Source organism: Nocardiopsis deserti (assembly GCF_008638355.1).
Classification (GTDB): Bacteria; Actinomycetota; Actinomycetes; order Streptosporangiales; family Streptosporangiaceae; genus Nocardiopsis; species Nocardiopsis alborubida.
The window spans coordinates 213,610-230,535 of record NZ_ML703347.1 but is presented as its reverse complement, the minus strand read 5'-3'; the positions used below and the strand labels follow the sequence as shown (position 1 = coordinate 230,535).

The following is a 16,926-nucleotide window of genomic DNA, read 5'->3' as shown; positions in this document are numbered from 1 at the left end:
CAAGGGGTGTTGCGCGGGAAATTTCGAATCGCTTCGACTATCACCCTGCGGCCGTCGGGAATTGCAGGGACAGCGTTCGGTCCGGTACCAGGGCCGCCTTGTGCCGCTCCCCGCCGGGCAGGACGACCACCGTCTCGCGGGGCCCGACCGCCCGCAGCCGCGCGTGGGCCCGGCCGCCGGACCACTCCAGGAGTTCCACGACGACCCCGCCGCGGGCCCGCAGCCCCTCCACCCGGCCGGAGTCCCACTCCCGGGGCAGGGCGGGCAGCAGGTCCAGGCGCCCCTCGGCGGACCGGACCAGCATCGCCGCCGCCACGGCCGGGAACCCGCCGCCGATGTCCACGTTGAACAGGCTGCCGCGGTTGTGCGTGGGCACCAGGGTGGGGCGCCAGTAGCGGGTGGCCAGCAGCGACAGGGCCTCGTGCGCCTCGGCGGCCAGGCCCAGGTTCGCCGCGGCCAGCCCCAGCTGGACCAGGCCGAAGGCCATCTCGTCGGACTCCTGGCCGCGCCACCACGCCAGGCGGGCGCGCACGGCGGCGACGGCCGCCGCGCGCAGCCGGGGCGAGGCCAGGGCGGGGTCGGTCTCGTACCAGAGCGGGTACAGGTGGGAGGCGTGGCGGTGCGCGTGCCGCTCGCTCTGCCCGACCGGCCCGGCCGGTCCCGCCCACTCGGCGAGCTCGCCGTCCGGGGCGACGCGGTAGCCGGGCAGCCGCGTCCCCAGCCGGGCCCAGCGGCGGGAGCCGGGAACGCCCAGGGCGCGGTGCGCCCGCAGCAGGTTGCGCACCAGGTCGCGTACGGCGGCGACGTCCATGGTGGCGTTGACGGCGGCCTGGCCGTCGCCGTCCCCCGGGGTGTTCTCCGGCGAGTAGGAGGGGGAGAAGCCCTCGTCGGTGAGGAAGTCCTCGTGGAACTCCGCGGCGGCGGTGAGGAAGGGCAGGGCCCGCTCGCGCAGGAACGCGCGGTCGCGGGTGTGGGAGTAGTGGTCCCAGTACAGGCGCGACATCCACGCCGCTCCTGCGGTCCAGCAGGTCAGGCACCACTCGGGGCCGAAGTGGTTGTGCCTGCCGGAGGTGGAGGCGTGCGCGGGCAGCAGGATCCCCCGGCAGCCGTAGAGCCGCCGCGCGTTGTCGGCCAGGTCGTCGGTCATGCCGTCGAGGAGGTCGAACAGGCCGGTCATCAGCTCGGGCGTGCCCGTGGTGTGCAGGGCCGCGACGGCGGAGGGCAGGTTGCCGTCGAAGGTGTACCCCGACCGCCACGGGGGGTCGTAGGTGCCGCTCCACACCCCCTGGAGGGTGGGCGGCAGGTCGCCGCAGCTGGAGATGATCGCGTACCGTCCGGCGTCGACCAGGCGGGCGATCAGGTCAGGAGTGGGGCCCGCCGCCAGAAGGTCCTCGCCGAGCGCGTCGGTTCGGGCCGAACCGCCCTCCAGCTCCAGCCGGAAGCGGGACATGAGGTCGCCGTGCACCGCCCGGTGGCGTTCGAGCGCCCCGGTGAAGTCCTCGAAGCTTCCTGCGGATTCACCCGTCGGTTCCCCGGAATCCCTGGTCCGGGCTCCGGCGGGGCCAGCGGGGCCAGGGGGACTAGCAGGACCAAGGGAACCAACGGGACCAGCGAGGCCAGCGAGGCCAGCGAGGCCAGCGAGGCCAGCTTCCGAGTGGGATACCGGCACGTCCGTCCCGAACGCGGCCCCCGGGGCTTCCCCACCGGGCACGGAAACCCCGTCCGCCCCTGGTCCCGCCTCCTGCTCGGTGAATCCGTCCACCCGCACGCGCGCCACCAGCCGGAGCCGCCGGACACCCCGCAGGTCCAACCCCTCACCATCGGTGCCGACCCGGCCTCCCTCGGCGCTGACGGCGCAGGTCACCGTGTACCCGGCCAGTCCGCCGGGCGGGCGCTCGGGGAAGTCCGCCCGCAGGGTCAGCAGGCCGGGGGCCGACTCGCGGACCACCTCCGTCGGGACCGGCGGCGTCTCCTCCAGCGCGGTGAGCCGCAGCGTTCCGTCCAGGCCGAGGGGCGAGGCGAGTTCGACGACCACGGCGTCGTCGGGCCGGGAGGCGAAGGCCCGGTGCACGGTCCCGTCCGGCAGCTCCTCGGTGACCAGCCCCGAGTCCAGGTCGCACGTGCGCGTGACGGGTCCCGTCCGGGACCCGCGCGGGGCGAACGAGAGCACGGCGGCGCCCACCAGCGGATCGATCCACCGGGTGTCGGCGTAGCCCGGGTGCTCCCGCGCCGCGAACGCCGTGATCCGCTCGGCGGCCTCGCGGGAGCGGCCCCGGCGCAGCAGTCGCCTCAGTTCGGGCAGCAGGGACGCGGTCGCGGGGGCGGGCAGCGGCTCCGTGACCGGCAGGAAGAGCCTCTCGTGGCACAGGGTGAGGCGGACGCGGTCCGCCGTCGAGTGCACGAGCGCCCCCTGGCGCCCGTTGCCGGTGACCAGCGCGTCCTCCCAGTCCCCGACCGGATGGCGGGTACGGACCCGTCGTACTGCGGACATGTGCGCTCCTCGTGTGGGGGGTGTCGCCGGAAAGGGTTTTCGCCCTACTTTGTTGGCGCACACACCAAACCAGAAGGAGTTCCCCATGTCCTCTCCACTGTGGTTCGGCGGCGACTACAACCCCGAGCAGTGGCCGGAGGAGGTCCAGGCGGAGGACGTGGAGCTGATGCGCCGCGCCGGGGTCAACCTCGTGACGGTCGGCGTCTTCTCCTGGGCGCTCCTGGAGCCGAAGGAGGGCGAGTACCGGTTCGAGTGGCTGGACCGGGTGCTGGACCGGCTCGCCGACGCCGGGATCGGGGTCGCGCTGGCCACCCCGACCGCCTCTCCCCCGCCGTGGTTCGGGCTCGCCCACCCCGACGCGATGCCGGTGACCGCGGACGGGACCCGGCTCACCCACGGCAGCCGCGACACCTACGACGTGTGCTCCCCGGCCTACCGGGAGGCCTCGGTCCGCATCGCCCGCGCGCTCGCGGAGCGCTACTCCGGGCACCCGGCGCTGCGCCTGTGGCACGTGCACAACGAGTACGGGACGTGGTCGCACTCCGAACACACCGCCGGGGCCTTCCGCGACTGGCTACGGGGGCGCCACGTGGACCTGGACCGGCTCAACGCGGCGTGGACCACGGCGTTCTGGAGCCAGCACTACTCGGAGTGGGAGCAGATCCAGCCTCCGCGCGCGACCCAGTACCTGCCCAACCCGGCGCACGTGCTGGACTTCCGGCGGTTCCTGTCGGACGCGATGCTCGACCACTTCCTGTCCCAGCGCGACGTGCTGCGCGCCGTCCGGCCGGACGTGCCGGTCACGACCAACCTGGCCTTCGGCGACTGGGTGCCGGTGGACCCGTGGCGGTGGGCCGAGCACCTGGACCTGGTCGCCGTGGACGACTACCCGGACCGGACCGGGCAGGGCGGGGCGGAGCAGACCGCCTTCGCCGCCGACCTGGCCCGCTCGTGGGCGGACCGCGTGCCCGGCCCGGGGCGGCCGTGGCTGCTGATGGAGCAGGCGGCCGGAGTGACCTACACGGGCGAGGTCACCCGGCCCAAGGCCCCCGGCGAGACGGCGCGGCACAGCCTGGCGCACGTGGCGCGCGGGTCGCGGGGCGCGATGTTCTTCCAGTGGCGGGCGTCCCGGGGCGGCGCCGAGCAGTGGCACTCGGGGATGGTGCCGCACGCCGGACCGGACTCCCGGATCTTCCGCGAGGTGTGCGAGCTGGGGAGCGTGCTGCCCCGCGTGGCGGAGGCGCGCGACGCCGACGTGGTCGCCGACGCGGCGCTCACCTGGGACCCCGAGTGCTGGTGGGCGCTGGGCAGCCCGTCGCTGCCCGCGCGGGGCGTGGACTACCTGGAGGCGGTACGCCAGGTGCACCGGGTGCTGTGGCGGTCGGGACGCACGGTGGACATGGTGCGCCCCGACCGCGACCTGCCGCGGGTGCCGCTGCTGGTGGTGCCCGCCCTGTACCTGCTGTCGGACGAGGCGGCCGAGCGGCTGGCCCGCTACACCGAGGACGGCGGAACGCTGGTGGTGACCTTCCTGAGCGGGGCCGCCGACCCGGACGGGACCGTGCGCACCGGCGGGTACCCGGGCGCGCTGCGGGACCTCCTGGGGGTGCGGGTGGAGGAGGTGCACCCGATGCCGCCCGGCGAGACGGTGGGCCTGGACCTGGGTTCGGTGCGCGAGGAGGTCACCCTGTGGAGCGAGCACGTCCACCTGGCGGGGGCCGAGGCGGTGGCCCACTACGCGGGCGGGCCGCTGGACGGGCTGCCCGCGGTGACGCGGCGGCGCCACGGGGCGGGCGAGGCCTGGTACCTGTCGGCCCGGCTGTCGGACCGGGGCCTGGCGCGGCTGCTGGCCGAGGCGGCGGGGACGGGGCCGTTCCCCGAGCCGGGGCTGGAGGTGGTGCGCCGGGTGGACCGGGACGGCGCGTGGGTGTTCGTCACCAACCACGACAACCGGCCGCGGTGGATAGACCCGGCCCGGTTCGGGCTGGACGCGAGCGCCCGCGACCTGGTGTCGGGCGTTTCGGCGCAGGGGATGACCCTGCCGGGCGGCGGGGTGGCGGTGCTGCGCGGCCACCCCGTTGACAATTAGTTGTGACTCTAGACAAACTATTCCGGAGTCCTGCGCCTACCTCAGGAGACACGACATGAGCAGCTACCAGCCCGTGCCCGCGGACAGGTTCACCTTCGGCCTGTGGACCGTGGGGTGGCGCGGGGTGAACACCTTCGGCGACCCCGTCCGCCCCGAGCTCGACCCGGTGGACGCCGTGCGCCGCCTCGCCGACCTCGGCGCGCACGGAATCACCTTCCACGACGACGACCTCATTCCGCCCGGCAGCTCCAACACCGAGCGCGAGGACATCCTCAAGCGGTTCCGCGCGGCCCTGGACGAGACCGGCCTCAAGGTGCCGATGGCGACCACCAACCTGTTCTCGGACCCGGTGTTCCGCGACGGCGGGTTCACCTCCAACAGCCGCGACGTGCGCCGCCACGCCATCCGCAAGGTCATCCGCAACATCGAGCTGGCCGTGTCGCTGGGCGCGAAGACGTACGTGTGCTGGGGCGGCATGGACGGTGCCGAGACCGAGGCGGGCAAGAACGACCACGCCGCCCTGGACCGGCTGCGCGAGGCCTTCGACATCCTGTGCGGCTACGTGCGCGAGCAGGGCCACGACCTGCGGTTCGCCCTGGAGCCCAAGCCCAACGAGCCGCGCGGCGACATCCTGCTGCCCACGGTGGGCCACGCCCTGGCCTTCATCAACGAGCTGGAGCACCCCGAGATGGTGGGGGTCAACCCGGAGGTCGGCCACGAGCAGATGGCCGGGCTGAACTTCGCGCACGGCGTCGCCCAGGCTTTGTGGGCGGGCAAGCTCTTCCACATCGACCTCAACGGCCAGCGCGGGATCAAGTACGACCAGGACCTGCGCTTCGGCGCGGGCGACGTCAAGGAGGCGTTCTTCCTGGTCGACCTGCTGGAGAGCGCGGGCTACGACGGCCCGCTGCACTTCGACTTCAAGACGCCGCGCACCGAGGACATGAGCGGCGTGTGGGAGTCGGCCGCGGCCTGCATGCGCAACTACCTCATCCTCAAGGAGAAGGCCAGGGCGTTCCGCGCCGACCCCGAGGTGGTGGAGGCGCTCGCGGCCTCGCGCGTGCCCGAACTGTCCCAGTCCACGCTGGGCGAGGGCGAGTCCCTGTCCGACCTGCTGGCCGAGGAGATCGACCTGGCCGAGGTCGGCAGGCGGGGGTACCACTTCGAGCGCCTGGACCAGCTCGCCATGGAGCACCTGTTCGGCCTGCGCTGATCCCCGCTCCCGGATCCGGGCCGTGTTCCGCGCGAGGCGCGGGACGCGGCCCGGACCGCGTCCGGGCCGGGGGCGGGTCGGGCCGCGGCGACCGGTCGGCGCCGTGTCTGGACGGCGGGTCCGTGGGTAGTGGCGGTGGTCGGAAGCACCACCACCGAAGCGGAGGCGAACATGGCCGAGGACGCCGTCACCCTGATCATGAAGGACCACCGGACGATGGAGGAGCTGTTCGACCGGCTCCAGTCCGAGCCCGACCAGCGGCCGCGCCTGCTGGAGGAGATCGAGGCGATCCTCACCGCGCACAGCCGTGCCGAGGAGGACGAGGTGTACCCGGCCGCCGCCAAGGCCGCTGGCGAGGGGCCGGAGGTCCGCCACGGCACGGAGGAGCACCAGGAGGCCGAGGAGCTGCTCCAGAAGCTGAAGGACTGCGACCCGAACAGCAAGGAGTTCGAGAAGCGGTGCGAGAAGTTCGTCGACGCGGTCAAGCACCACGTCGAGGAGGAGGAGAGCGACGTCCTGCCCGGACTCAAGGAGGCCGTGAGCCAGAAGCGCGCCCAGGAGCTGGGCAAGGCGTTCTGGGAGCGGCGCGAGCAGGAGCTCAAACGCTTCAACGTCGGGGGCAGGGTTCCCAAGCAGCGCGACCTCTATGAGGAAGCTCAGGAGCTGGACGTCAAGAACCGCTCCAAGATGAACAAGGAGGAGCTGGCCGAGGCCGTGCAGAAGGCCCGGCGCGGCTGAGTTCCCCTCGGGGGCGCCCCTCGGGGCGCGGGACGTGAAACGGCCCCGCCGGGCAGTTGCCCGGCGGGGCCGTCACGTACACCGGAACGGTGCGGCGGTCGCCTCACGGCGCGGTGCACAACACGGCTCCTGCCACCCTTGCGGGCGCGGTATTCCGTGAAGGCTTTGAGTGGAGCCCGGGGGACACTTTCTACCGCACCTTCCGGCACCCCGTACAACGGGAGGGCGGGGTGGGGTATTCCGCGGCCCTGGGACACTTTTTCGGGTGTCCCCCGTCACATCCCCCGGTCGGACGCGGAGCACCTCATGCGCGGAGCACGGTCAGGCGCGCGGAGCACGGTCAGGCGCGCGGAGCGGTGCTCTCCCGGGAGGTGAGCCGGGGTTCGAGCAGAGTCACCCCGGGGTTGCCGGGGCCGTCGATCTTGTCCATGAGCAGGCCGACCGCGCGGGCTCCGACCTCCTCGGCGGGCAGGTCCACCGAGGTCAGCGGCGGGGCTCCGGGCGGGACCGGGCCGATGGCGACCACGGACAGCTCGGGCGGGGTGCGGCCGTGCTCGGCGAAGGATTCGAGCAGCGGGCCGACGGAGGGCTCGTTGTGCACGATGAGACCGGTGAGACCGGGCCGCTCGCGGAGCAGGTCCTCCGCGAGGCCGTGCGCGGTGTCGGGGGAGCACGGGTGCAGGGTGGCGCGGACGCCGCGTTCGGCGGCGGCTCGCTCGAAGCCGGTGGTGGTGCGCTCGGCGAAGCCGGTGCGCCGCTCGTACACCGAGGGCGGCTGTCCGACGAAGGCCAGGTCGGTGTGGCCGAGGTCGGCGAGGTGGTGCACGCAGGCCGCACCGGCGGCGGCGAAGTCGAGGTCCACGCAGGTCAGGCCTTCGGTGTCCTCGGGGACGCCGATGAGGACCGAGGGCAGGTCCAGCTCGCGCAGGACGGGGACGCGGGCGTCGTCGGCCTCCACGTCCATGACGATGACGCCGTCCACCATGGCGCTGCCCGAGACCCGGCGCAGGCCGTCGGGGCCCTCGCCCTGGGTGAGCAGGAGGACGTCGTGGTCGTGCGCGCGGGCGGCGGTGACCACGGAGACGGCGAAACGCATCGCGACGGGGACGTGCACGTCGCCGCGGAGCGGGATGACCAGGGCGATCACGTTGCTGCGGCGGCTGGCCAGGGAGCGGGCGCCCGCGTGCGGCTGGTAGCCGAGGGCGTCGATGCTCTCCTTCACGCGCTGCCGGGTGGTCTCGGAGATCGACCGTTTGCCGCTGAGGACGTAGGAGACCGTGCTCGGCGACACGCCAGCGTGCCGGGCCACATCGGAGATCCGCACCGTGCCGTCCCGTTCGTTATCGAACCGATTCGATGCGATGTTACGCACCGTGTTGTCCCGGAGCGACGCCGATGGGCACCGCCGGGCGAGGAGCGGTCACGGAGCGTGGGGGCGAGGGGAAGGGGCGCCGTGGTCAGTCCTCGTGTCCGAGGGTACCGGAGGAGCCCGTGGAGGCGAGGTCGTAGGTCTCCCGGAACTGGCGGACCCTGCGCTGGCGGCGCATCGTGAGCGGGACGAAGGTCGCGATCATGACCACCAGCACTCCCGCCAGGAACAGGTTGACCGAGGCGAACGGGGTTCCGTTGGCGTACTGGAGCAGAGCGCTGGCGACATTGGGGACGACGAGGACGCAGCCGAACACGAGCATGAACTTCGGCGACCTGGAGGTGTCGTTCTGGTCGGCGAGGATGCGCCCGAGCCGGTTGGTCTCGGGGTCCGGGTGGAGGGTGCCCCGCATGATCTGCCAGTGCGCGGCCCAGACCTTGGCCGGATCGGAATTCCTCGGTACGGGCCTGCCCCTGACCATGCGGCGCATCATCCACGCGGTGCCGAAACCGCTGATTGTCGCCGCGAGCAGCACCAGGAGCACGGTGCCCCCGAGGAAACCGAGGAACAGGGTGTCCGCTCCCTGGGTCAGTGCCAGGGGAACGAAGAAGACAACGATGAGGAGGAGGCCGAACGCTCCGGCTGCCAGGCCTGTACGGAGACCGAACTGACGCGGGTTGTTCTGGGCGTAGACGGTGGATCGGCCCATGAGAGTGCCGAACCGCCCTGGGGCACGGGGGATGTCGCGGTTCCTGTTCATACCGGCGAACTACCCCGGGGCGTACCGCGCACATGGGACCAACGGCCCGAGGGGCGCACGGCGGGCCAAGGCGGTCCGGAGTCGAGCGACCGTGGTCCTGGGGTGCCTGCTGGTCCTGTCGGTGCCGGGGTGTCTGCTCGTGGACCATGTGGGGAGCGAGGCGGCCATGGCGTCGGGTCCGGAGGTACGGGGAACCGTCGAGGCGCTGGACAGGAACGCCGGACGAGGCTGCTGGTTCGACGTGAGGGTCTCCTACCGGGTGGAGGGCCTCCCCCACGAACGCACACCCGATATCGGCTGCTCGGAACGGGGAGGCCTCACGGTCGGCGACACGGTCCTTCTGGAGACGAGCGCGGCCGAGCCGCACCTCGTGCGGATCGCGGACCGGTCCGCGTAGCCGGACGATCTCGACCGACGTGTGCTCTGGGGAGGGCGGGGCGGAGACCGCGCCGGTCCCGGCCGTTCACGAGGACCACACGGGACTGGCCACAAGCGGCCGTGGACGCCTCACACTCCCCTCGCTTGGGTAGGTTCCCTCGCGGCGCGGACGCGCACCGCGCTGTGGCCCCCGCCCACTCCCCCAGCCAAGAGGACCGCAGTGAACCTCCACCTGCCCTACCTGATCGGACCGCTCCTCCTTCTGCTGGTGGGCCTCTTCGCGCTGGTCTGCTGCTTCGCCGCCGCGCCGGAGCGCCGTGCGCTCACCGGTCTGGGCGCGGCGGCACTGCTGGCCTCCTCCGTCCTGTCCCTGCTCGACCAGCTCTTCTCCGGCTGGGTGCGCGAACGGGTGGCGGACTCGGAGACCACCGCGCTGATCACGGGCGTGTCGTACCACCTGTCCGCGCTCCTCCTCGGCGCGGGCATGGTCCTGCTGGTCCTGGCCGCCAGCCGGAGGACGTCGCGGGCCGGGCCGCCCCCTCCGTCGCCCTCCCCCTTCGACGGACCGCATGAGGAGGCCCGGCGATGACCCAGCAGGGCCCCGACCTGGTGCAGTTCCTCCTGACACTGCTGACCGTCGTGCTCCCCCCGCTGCTGGCGGGAGTCCTCGCGCTCACCCTCGCCGGGAGGGCTCCCGGCGGGCGCGGCTTCGTACGCACCGGAGGCGGCCTGCTCGTGCTCCTCAGCATCGTCCAGGGGGCCCGGGAACTCTGGTTCCGGTTCGTCTTCCTCCCGGCCCTGGTGGGCAACGGTGAGATGCCGGTCCCGTTCGCGGTGCTGTACGTCATCGAGATCGGGTCCCACGTGCTGCTCGCGGTGGCACTCGTCCTGCTGCTGTGCGCGGTGATCAGCTCCCGCGGACGGCGACACGCGCCCCGGGGAACCGTCCCGCGGCGACCGGAGCAGCGGGGCGAACGACCGGGCGGTGTCCCGTACGACGGTGGCCGGTCCTCCGCCTACACCTCGAACGCCCACGCGGCAACGGGCGATCCCGGCCGTCGCGGCGACGCTTTCGACGGGGGAGGCGGCCACAACGGCGGCGGGGCTGACGGAGGCGGAAGCGGCCACAACGGCGGCGGAGCTGGCGGAGGAGGCGGTTTCTAGCCCCCGCCGGTCACGGTCCCTCCGGTCCCTCCGGTCCCTCCCGGTCCTCGAAGCGGACCGTGCCCGTACCGCCGTCGACGGTGATCCGCTGCCCGTCCGGGATCACCTCGGTCGCCCCGGGGACGCAGATCACGGCGGGGATGCCGTACTCCCGGGCGACCGTCGGCCCGTGCGCGATGGTGGACCCCGTCTCCACCACCAGCCCTCCGGCGGTCATGAACAGGGGCGTCCATCCGGGGTCCGTGCTCTGGGCCACCAGGATCTCCCCCGGTTCGAGCGTGGCCCCCGCCGGGTCGTGGATCACCCTCGCCACCCCGGTCACGGTCCCCGAGGAGGCGGGCACGCCGAGGAGTTCCCCGTCCCGCCCGGAGGGCAGGGCGGGCAGCGCGGCCTCCACGTCGGTGCCGTCGGAAAGCAGGACCGGGGGCACCCGGCGGCGCCTGCGCTCACGCAGGTACTCGGCGCGGCGCTCGGCGACGAGCACGCGCTGGTCCGCGCCCTCCACCAGGGCGCGCGCCTCCGGAATGCGGAGGAACATGATGTCGTCGGGCGCGTCCAGCCGCCCCGTCCCGACCATTTCGGCGCCGACGAGGAGGAGCTGCCGACGCGTCTCGGCGATGGCGAACAGCCAGGAGAACTTGGGGTACTCCCGCATCCCGGTCAGGGCGCGCGCACGGTCGAAGGAGAACGACGCAAGACGCGCGCGGACGGGCCGGGAGGCGAGCGCCCTGCGGACCAGCGCGTCCCGTGTGCGTTGGGCCTCGGCGGCGGCCCGGGCGAACCTCCGGTCGGGTTCCTGCTCCGGGTCGCTCACCCGCAGGTAGTTGGCGACCGCAGCGAACAGGGGTGCGGGGTCCTCCGACCACCGGGGCACGCCCACGTCGACCTCGGCGGCGCCGCGGTGCCCGTACCGCTCCAGGAAGTCGTCGAGGCCGATGTCGGGGAGCGTCCCCGCCCGGTACCCGGCCGCCAGGTCCTCGGGCGGTGTGTCCCTGAACAGCTCGCCGTGCCCGCGCGCCCCGACCGCCAACCGCCACAGCGCGAGGTCCATCTCCGTGGTGACGTTGTGCGGCATCCCGCCGAGGACGGCGGCGACCTCTCCCGGTTCGGCGATCCCCCTGAGCAGCAGTTCGGGCGCCTTGGCTGCGAGGATACCGACGCACAGGGGCCCCATCATCGGGACCATCCCCTCCGTCAGGGCCTCGTTCTGGAGGTCCATCGCGTGCCGCAGCCGTTGCCCGGGGGTGAGCGCGTGCTCCGGCTCGCGGGTGGCCCGCTGCCGGAGCACCTCACCGGCCCGCAGGAAGCTCCGCCTGGCGTCGTCGGGGTCGACGAGCGCGGCCACGGCGTCCGCGACGACCCTGCCGGTGAGCGGCAGCGCCCGCACGACGGCCCCGGCCGCCCTGACCGGGTTGATCCGGCCGCCCGGGCGCGCGGCGAACCGCGGGTCGTCCAGGAGGGAGCGGACGGCCGCCGCGGCCCGGGGGCCGTAGACGACCATGCTGCCCGGCAACGAGCCGCGGACCCAACGGTTGCGCAGGTAGGGGGTGAGGTCCAGGTAGAACCTGCCCGCCACGTCGACCACCGCCGTGGCGTCGCCGTCGGGGCCGGTGTTCCGGGAGCCGAGCCACGCGGAGGCGACGGCCCCCATCGCGGACAGGCCCATCGGGGTGAACGGGCGGAGCATGCCCTGCATGTTGCCGACCTCGAAGTAGGCGCGGGGCCCGTCGTCGTGGTGGTCGGGCAGCGGGAAGAGGGTGGTGACCGCGCGGGACTGGAGGATCCAGGGGGTTCCGTCGCGGTCCAGGGCCCACTCGACGTCCTGCGGTGAGCCGAAGTGACGCTGGAGCCGCTCCCCGGCGGCGTGCAGCGCCGCCACCTCCTGCGGGGACAGACATCCGTCGTCCGGCCCCTCGGTCCGGCCGTCCGCGGCCACGACGTAGTGGTCGGGCCGGACCGTGCCGTCGACCACCGCGGTCCCGAGGCCGGGAACGGCGTCCAGGACGGTCTCGCCCCGCGTGCCGGTGACCGGGTTGGCGGTGAACAGCACCCCCGCGGCCCGGGGCTCGACCATGCGCTGCACGACGACGGCCATGTGCACCCCGTCGTCGTCGATCCCCCGGTCGCGCCGGTAGGCGACGGCGCGGTCGGTCCACAGGGAGTCCCAGCACCGGCGGACGGCCGTGAGGAGATCGTCGGCCCCCTCGACGTCGAGGTAGGTGTCCTGCTGTCCCGCGAAGGAGGCGTCCGGCAGGTCCTCCGCGGTCGCGCTGGACCGCACCGCCACCCGACCGCCGCCGAGGGCCTCGTAGGCGGCGGTCACCTCCTCCTCCGGCAGCCTCCCGGAGCGGTGGGCCTCGGTCGTGACGCAAAAACCCGGCGGCACGGGTTCTCCGGCCGCGATCGCCCCGGCCAGCCCTGCGGCCTTGCCGCCGACCAGGTCGGCTTCCATCCCGTCGATCCGATCCAGTTCCACCACGAGCACGAGGTCACCTCCGGCTGTTCTGCCACCGCCTCCCATGTTCCTCGTCGGGGGCGGGTGCCGCCAGAGCCGAAAAGGATCTGTGGAAAAATCCGGCGGCGGCGGGTCCGCCGTCCCACCCCACGCACGCGGACCGCGGCGGGGCCGTCCGCGGCGACGGGCACGCGGCACCGTGCGCGCGGGCACGTGAGAGCAGTCGGTACACGCCTCGACGCGGAGAGCGACCCGGCGCTAGAGTCTGGCCCTGCGCGCCATCCCAGGAAAGGCTCCGGATGTCCGATATCTCTCCCATGTACACCCTCTTCTCCTTCTCCTCCTTCACCTCCCTGTTCTTCGAGGGCCTCTACCTGCTCTTGGGCATCATCGTGCTGGCCCTCACCGGCGTGGTGGCCGCCGACCGCAAGGGGCTCGTGGCCACAGGCGGCGCCCTGCTCGTCATCGGCGCCCTCGGCGACCTGGCGGTCCAGATCTGGGGCTTCTACGCCCTGTACGTGACCATGGCCTCCTCGGTGTCCCCCCCATCCGACCTGCTGCACCTGGTGTTCACGCTGGTCTTCCTCGGAGGCCTGCTCACCCTGGTGCTGGCCGCGGCCAGGCCCGTCGCGGGCCGGTTCGCGCCTCCCCCGCCGCCCGGTGCGCGCCCCGGCCCTCAGTCCTCCCCGACCCGCTGACACGAGGAGCCCTCCGATGTCCTTCCTCTACATCCTCGGCGCGATCCTCCTCATCGTGGTGGGGGTCGTCGCCCTCGTCCGAGCCAAGGGGTCTCCCTCCCCGGGCGCCGTCCGGACCGCCGGAGTCCTCATGGTCGTCGCCGCGCTCGCGCAGTTCGCGAACTCGGTGGTCTCCTTCGCCACCGCGGCCATGCGACTGCCCTTCGAGGCGCTCATCACGGTCAGCGGGCTGGCGAACCTCGTCGTGGAGCTCGTGTACGGGCTCACGGTCACCGGCGCACTGGTCGCGCTCGCCGTCGCGCTGGTGCGGTCGAAGTCCGCGGCCGCCCGCGCCGCGGGTCCGGCCGCCGCGGGCCCTGCGGCCGGTCACGCGTTCGCACCGCCCGCGCCCGGGCGGCCGTACGGGTCGGGGCAGGCCCGCTCGGCGCCGCCCGAGCACGGCCGACCCGGGTACGGGCACGGCCACCCCGGTACACCCGTCGGGCCCGCCGAACACCCGGGGCACCCGGGACCGGAGGGTCACGCGCCCCCGCCCGGTGGACCCGGTGGCGGCACCGGCTGGAGCCCGGGCAACAGCGGGGGCTTCGGCGGTGGCGGAAGCTCCTCCGCCGACGGGGGAGGTTCCTCCTCCGGTGACGGCGGTGGCGGTGGGGACTGATCCCCGCGCGCATGGGTCCCCCAAGGGCCAACCCCCGTGCGGACTGGCTCCCAGCGGGCTGACCCCGGCGGGCCGACCCCCTTGCGGGCTGGCCCCGTCGGAGCCGCTCCGGACAGGCTGGCCTCGGCAGCCTGGTTCCCGGAGGGCTGGAGCCCGCGGACCAGCCCCCGGCAGGAACCGACCAACACGAGACGACGGCCTGACCTCGAACGGGGTCAGGCCGGCCGCGTGTAGAAGAGCGAGTAGCGCCAGAACAGCAGCCGCCGCAGGCGTGCGCCGGTCAGCACCTCCCCGGCCTCCTCCGCGATCTCGCGCAGGCCCATCCGGGGATCGCGCATCGGCATCTCGGCGGTGGGGCCCACGCTGTGCAGGTTCGGCGTGCCGGTGAGCGCGCGCCCCAGCCGCAGGCCGGTCCCGATCACCCACTGCGGGCCCAGGGCGGCCAGGCTGGTCGCGACGTCGGCGGCGTCCTTCCCGGCGTACAGACCGAGGACGGCCAGCGTGCCGCCGGGGGCGAGGGCGGCGGCCATCCGTTCGAGCGAGGCTCCGAAGGGCATGTGGTGGATGCTGGCGATCGAGCTGACGAACCCGTACCCCCCGGGGCGCGGATCCGCCTCCTCCAGCGCGGCCAGGCGGTAGTCGACCGGCAGCCGCGCGGGCGTGCGTTCACGGGCCATGGAGATCATCCGCGGTTCGGGGTCGATCGCGTCGACGGCGATCCCGCGGGAGGCCAGGGCCCTCGCGAACCTGCCGCCGCCGCACCCGACGTCGAGCGCTCGGGTGCAGTGCGGGGGCACGTGGCGGAGGAGGTGTTCGTGGTAGTGGCTGTTGTGGTCCCAGGAGATGTCCACGGGACTCGGGGGAAGGATCGGGCTCATTCGCCCTGAGGCTACCCGGCCTGGCGCTTGGCCTCCAGGGCCTCCATGGCGGCGACGGCGGTGGCCACGGTCTGGTGGACCGGGACCTGACGGTGCAGGCCGACCAGGCGGACGACCTTGGTGACGCGTTCGTTCAGAGCGGCCAGCGCCAGCGATCCGCCCAGTTCACGGACGGTTCTGTAGGCGTTGATGATGACGTTCAGACCGCTGGAGTCCATGAAGTCCAGACCGGACAGGTCCAGGATCAGCCAAGGACCGTGGTCCTCGACAGCGGACTGGATGTGTTCCTGGAGGTCGGCGGCGGTCGCGATGTCGAGTTCCCCCTCGATCGCGACGATGACGCTGCGGCTCTCCACCCGCGTGCTCAGCCCAAGCCTGTGCACGTTCACTCCTCCCGGCCCCACGTTGAGATGGTGAGGGGTCCCTTCGCTTAACCATACGCAGACCGGCGGACCACGCCCACCCGGACCGGCGCCACTCCCACAGAGCCGGTCCGATGTCAGGGGGGAGCGTCTGATACGCCCGCGAGCCTGGTAAGTCGTTGGACACACACGGTATAAGCGAACCGCCCGTTCGGGAATGGCATACCGGAAGAAATTTTCGCCTCCTGGGCACGAACTCGGCAGTGAGCGCCCGTTATCCACCGTTGTCACCGGGACATTTCATGACATGTGATGCGCCGGGGATACCCCGACACCGCTGAACGGCGATGCCACCGTCACCGCGCGTTCACCCGGCGGACAAAACCCGCGCTCCACGGTGAAGGCTCCGGTCCGCGCCCCGGCACCGCGCCGCCTCCGGGTTCACCCATCGGGTCCGCGCCCCGGCACCGCACCGCCTCCGGGTTCACCCGGCGGACGAGACCCCCGGTCCCGGGTGAAGGAGTCCAGCAGCGTACGCGCGGCGAGGGTCGCCGTGGTCTCCCCCGACCGCACCTCCTCCTCCGTCCGCGGCAGCAGCGATGCCACCAGGGGGTCGTGCAGGAACGCGTCCATGAGCTGGTCGCGGACCTGGTCCCACATCCAGCTGACCCCCTGGCGACTGCGGCGCTCGGCCAGCGCCCCGTCACCCAGCGCCGCGCGGTGCCGGGTCACGGCGTCCCACACCTCGTCGAGCCCGTCGCCGGTCAGGCCGCTGCACGTGAGCACCGGCGGACGCCAGTCCGGGTGCACCGGCTGGAGCAGCCGCAGCGCCCGCGACAGCTCGCGGGCCGCTTTGCGCGCGTCCTCGGCGTGCGGCCCGTCGGCCTTGTTGACCGCGACCACGTCCACCAACTCCAGCACGCCCTTCTTGATGCCCTGGAGCTGGTCCCCCGTGCGGGCCAGCGTGAGGAAGCAGAAGCAGTCCACCATGGCGGCGACCGCGACCTCGGACTGTCCGACGCCCACCGTCTCCACCAGGACCACGTCGAATCCCGCCGCCTCCATGAGCAGCATGGTCTCCCGCGTGGCTCGGGCGACACCGCCCAGGGTCCCCGCCGTGGGCGAGGGCCGGATGAAGGCGTTGGGATCCACCGCCAGGTGCTCCATCCGGGTCTTGTCGCCCAGGATGCTGCCGCCGGTGCGCGTGGAGGAGGGGTCCACGGCCAGCACCGCCACCCGGTGCCCGGCCTTGGTCAGCCGGGTGCCCAGCGCGTCGACGAACGTGGACTTGCCGACGCCGGGAACCCCGGTGATCCCCACCCTGCGGGCCCCGCCGGTGTGCGGCAGCAGCCGCACGAGCAGCTCCTGCGCGGCGCGCGCGTGGTCCGGGCGGCGGGACTCCACGAGCGTGATCGCCCGCGCGAGGGTGGGCCGGTGCCCGGCCAGGACCCCCTCGGCGAGTGCGTCCACGTCCACCGGACGGCGCCGCGACGAACGCCGCGCGCCCGGCACGGGACCCTGCTCCGCCACGCCTGCCTCCCTCTCTCCGGCCCCGGGCCGCGCCCCGGCCCGACACGTCTTCCCTCTGCCGCGTCCCCATCCGCCGCGTTCCTCCGCCGACGCGCCCCCGCCCACGGCGTGCCCGTGCCGCCCGGACGGCCGCCCCTGCGGTC

The 16,926-nt window shown here is 73.4% G+C and carries 15 protein-coding genes; 8 read left to right on the top strand and 7 right to left on the bottom strand.

The genetic code is table 11. From position 1 onward, the window contains the following. Positions 1–40: 40 nt before the first annotated feature. Positions 41–2,491, bottom strand: a complete 2,451-nt coding sequence (locus FYW99_RS32085; RefSeq protein WP_223838619.1) for a glycosyl hydrolase family 95 catalytic domain-containing protein — start codon at positions 2,489–2,491, stop codon at positions 41–43. Between the two features lie 85 nt (positions 2,492–2,576). On the opposite strand from FYW99_RS32085, the gene FYW99_RS01000 reads away from it, so the two are divergent. The 3 genes from FYW99_RS01000 (at position 2,577) to FYW99_RS00990 (ending at position 6,531) form a co-directional block, all read left to right on the top strand. Further along, positions 2,577–4,580: a beta-galactosidase gene (locus tag FYW99_RS01000; RefSeq protein WP_150248922.1), complete on the top strand. Its 2,004-nt coding sequence runs from the start codon at positions 2,577–2,579 to the stop codon at positions 4,578–4,580. A 55-nt stretch (positions 4,581–4,635) separates the two neighbouring features. Next, positions 4,636–5,793, top strand: coding sequence for a xylose isomerase (gene xylA / locus FYW99_RS00995; RefSeq protein WP_150248918.1), 1,158 nt, complete (start codon positions 4,636–4,638; stop codon positions 5,791–5,793). 171 nt (positions 5,794–5,964) lie between these two features. Beyond that, on the top strand, positions 5,965–6,531 hold the full coding sequence (locus FYW99_RS00990) for a hemerythrin domain-containing protein (protein WP_223838617.1): 567 nt from the start codon (positions 5,965–5,967) through the stop codon (positions 6,529–6,531). Positions 6,532–6,871: 340 nt separating this feature from the next. Here the strand turns inward: FYW99_RS00990 and FYW99_RS00985 are convergent, their stop codons facing one another. Both FYW99_RS00985 and FYW99_RS00980 read right to left on the bottom strand, forming a co-directional pair. Next, positions 6,872–7,855, bottom strand: a complete 984-nt coding sequence (locus FYW99_RS00985; protein ID WP_150248913.1) for a LacI family DNA-binding transcriptional regulator — start codon at positions 7,853–7,855, stop codon at positions 6,872–6,874. A gap of 133 nt (positions 7,856–7,988) precedes the next feature. Further along, on the bottom strand, positions 7,989–8,609 hold the full coding sequence (locus tag FYW99_RS00980) for a hypothetical protein (RefSeq protein WP_223838616.1): 621 nt from the start codon (positions 8,607–8,609) through the stop codon (positions 7,989–7,991). Here FYW99_RS00980 and FYW99_RS00975 point away from each other — a divergent pair. The 3 genes from FYW99_RS00975 to FYW99_RS00965 all read left to right on the top strand — a co-directional run bounded on the left by FYW99_RS00975 (position 8,608) and on the right by FYW99_RS00965 (position 10,202). Continuing rightward, positions 8,608–9,057 carry a hypothetical protein gene (locus FYW99_RS00975; RefSeq protein ID WP_190394531.1) on the top strand — a complete coding sequence of 150 codons (450 nt, stop codon included), beginning with the start codon at positions 8,608–8,610 and terminating at the stop codon, positions 9,055–9,057. The genes FYW99_RS00980 and FYW99_RS00975 overlap by 2 nt on opposite strands. 201 nt (positions 9,058–9,258) lie before the next feature. Continuing rightward, entirely contained in the window at positions 9,259–9,627 is a 369-nt protein-coding gene (locus tag FYW99_RS00970; protein ID WP_150248904.1) for an MFS transporter, read from the top strand. Continuing rightward, positions 9,624–10,202, top strand: a complete 579-nt coding sequence (locus FYW99_RS00965; protein ID WP_150248901.1) for a hypothetical protein — start codon at positions 9,624–9,626, stop codon at positions 10,200–10,202. The genes FYW99_RS00970 and FYW99_RS00965 overlap by 4 nt, the downstream gene beginning before the upstream one ends. Positions 10,203–10,212: 10 nt before the next feature. On the opposite strand, the gene FYW99_RS00960 is transcribed toward FYW99_RS00965, so the two are convergent. Further along, a complete protein-coding gene (locus tag FYW99_RS00960; protein WP_150248898.1) occupies positions 10,213–12,687 on the bottom strand; it encodes a PEP/pyruvate-binding domain-containing protein in 2,475 nt (824 codons plus the stop codon). A 269-nt stretch (positions 12,688–12,956) separates the two neighbouring features. On the opposite strand from FYW99_RS00960, the gene FYW99_RS00955 reads away from it, so the two are divergent. Beyond that, positions 12,957–13,355 (top strand): hypothetical protein, encoded by a 399-nt coding sequence (locus FYW99_RS00955; RefSeq protein WP_150248895.1) that lies wholly within the window; start codon positions 12,957–12,959, stop codon positions 13,353–13,355. Positions 13,356–13,371: 16 nt separating this feature from the next. Further along, positions 13,372–14,013 carry a hypothetical protein gene (locus FYW99_RS00950; RefSeq protein ID WP_150248892.1) on the top strand — a complete coding sequence of 214 codons (642 nt, stop codon included), beginning with the start codon at positions 13,372–13,374 and terminating at the stop codon, positions 14,011–14,013. Positions 14,014–14,228: 215 nt separating this feature from the next. Here the strand turns inward: FYW99_RS00950 and FYW99_RS00945 are convergent, their stop codons facing one another. From FYW99_RS00945 to meaB, 3 genes are all read right to left on the bottom strand, one after another. Then, a complete protein-coding gene (locus FYW99_RS00945; protein ID WP_150249814.1) occupies positions 14,229–14,864 on the bottom strand; it encodes a class I SAM-dependent methyltransferase in 636 nt (211 codons plus the stop codon). 38 nt (positions 14,865–14,902) lie between these two features. Next, positions 14,903–15,274 (bottom strand): STAS domain-containing protein, encoded by a 372-nt coding sequence (locus tag FYW99_RS00940; protein WP_061079278.1) that lies wholly within the window; start codon positions 15,272–15,274, stop codon positions 14,903–14,905. A 420-nt stretch (positions 15,275–15,694) separates the two neighbouring features. Next, complete coding sequence (meaB, locus tag FYW99_RS00935) at positions 15,695–16,783, bottom strand: methylmalonyl Co-A mutase-associated GTPase MeaB (protein WP_150248888.1); 1,089 nt, start codon at positions 16,781–16,783, stop codon at positions 15,695–15,697. Positions 16,784–16,926: the final 143 nt, after the last annotated feature.

Bases quoted from the DNA above. Each gene is read 5' to 3' on its own strand.
- FYW99_RS00980 (WP_223838616.1), bottom strand. From the start codon at position 8,609: ATGGGCCGATCCACCGTCTACGCCCAGAACAACCCGCGTCAGTTCGGT.
- FYW99_RS00965 (WP_150248901.1), top strand. From the start codon at position 9,624: ATGACCCAGCAGGGCCCCGACCTGGTGCAGTTCCTCCTGACACTGCTG.
- FYW99_RS00955 (WP_150248895.1), top strand. From the start codon at position 12,957: ATGTCCGATATCTCTCCCATGTACACCCTCTTCTCCTTCTCCTCCTTC.
- FYW99_RS01000 (WP_150248922.1), top strand. From the start codon at position 2,577: ATGTCCTCTCCACTGTGGTTCGGCGGCGACTACAACCCCGAGCAGTGG.
- FYW99_RS00990 (WP_223838617.1), top strand. From the start codon at position 5,965: ATGGCCGAGGACGCCGTCACCCTGATCATGAAGGACCACCGGACGATG.
- FYW99_RS00975 (WP_190394531.1), top strand. From the start codon at position 8,608: ATGAGAGTGCCGAACCGCCCTGGGGCACGGGGGATGTCGCGGTTCCTG.
- FYW99_RS00950 (WP_150248892.1), top strand. From the start codon at position 13,372: ATGTCCTTCCTCTACATCCTCGGCGCGATCCTCCTCATCGTGGTGGGG.
- xylA (WP_150248918.1), top strand. From the start codon at position 4,636: ATGAGCAGCTACCAGCCCGTGCCCGCGGACAGGTTCACCTTCGGCCTG.
- FYW99_RS32085 (WP_223838619.1), bottom strand. From the start codon at position 2,491: ATGTCCGCAGTACGACGGGTCCGTACCCGCCATCCGGTCGGGGACTGG.